Source organism: Klebsiella sp. SWET4, from assembly GCF_024296565.1.
Classification (GTDB): domain Bacteria; phylum Pseudomonadota; class Gammaproteobacteria; order Enterobacterales; family Enterobacteriaceae; genus Klebsiella; species Klebsiella variicola.
Genome location: NZ_JANCOB010000073.1, coordinates 1 through 1,030, shown reverse-complemented (window position 1 = coordinate 1,030; position 1,030 = coordinate 1). Strand labels below are relative to the sequence as shown.

1 protein-coding gene is annotated in these 1,030 nt (G+C 68.2%); it reads left to right on the top strand.

The annotated features are described in order from the left end of the window. On the top strand, positions 1–1,030 hold a 1,030-nt coding region (locus NKJ21_RS27605; protein WP_254733489.1), incomplete at both ends, for an efflux RND transporter permease subunit.

The window sequence follows — 1,030 nt, the reverse complement described above, 5'->3', positions numbered from 1 at the left end:
CGCCGATCCGCAACCGCATCGACATGCTGGCCACCGGCATTAAGAGCCCGATCGGGGTCAAGGTGTCGGGCGCCAACCTCGCCGAACTGGACCGCATCGCCCGCGAGGTCGAGGGCGTGGCCAAGGATGTGCCCGGCGTCAGCTCGGCCTTGGCCGAACGCCTGACCGGCGGGCGTTATGTGGATGTCCGCATCGACCGGGCCGCCGCCGCGCGGTTCGGGCTGAACATCGACGACGTCCAGTCGATCGTCTCCGGGGCGATCGGCGGCGAGACCATCGGTCAGACGGTCGAAGGCCTGGCCCGTTATCCGATCAGCGTCCGTTATCCGCGCGAGCTGCGCGACAGCCTGGAAGGCCTGCGGGCCTTGCCGATCCTCACCCCCGGCGGCGCGCAGATCACTTTGGGCACGGTGGCGCAGGTCCAGATCGCCGATGGCCCGCCGATGCTGAAGAGCGAGAACGGCCGGCCAACCACCTGGGTCTATGTCGACGTGCGGGGCCGGGACCTGGCGTCGGTGGTCGGCGACCTGCGCCAGGCCGTGAGTCAGAAGGTCAGACTCTCCACCGGTGTCAGCGTCTCGTACTCCGGCCAGTTCGAATATCTGCAGCGGGCCGCCGACCGGCTGAAGATCGTCGTGCCGGCCACCCTGCTGATCATCTTCGTGCTGCTCTACGTGATCTTCCGTCGCTTCGACGAAGCGGGGCTGATTATGGCTACCTTGCCGTTCGCCCTGACCGGCGGAATCTGGACGCTCTACCTGCTCGGCTACCACCAGTCGGTCGCCACCGGCGTTGGGTTCATCGCCCTGGCGGGGGTCGCCGCCGAGTTCGGCGTGGTGATGCTGATCTATCTCAAGCACGCCATGGACGCCCTGGGTCCCAACCCCACGCCCGACCAGGTCGAGGCCGCCGTACGAGAAGGCGCCCTGCTGCGGGTGCGGCCCAAGGCCATGACCGTGGCGGTGATCCTGGCAGGTCTTGCCCCCATCCTCTGGGGCCATGGCGCGGGCTCGGAGGTGATGAGCCGCAT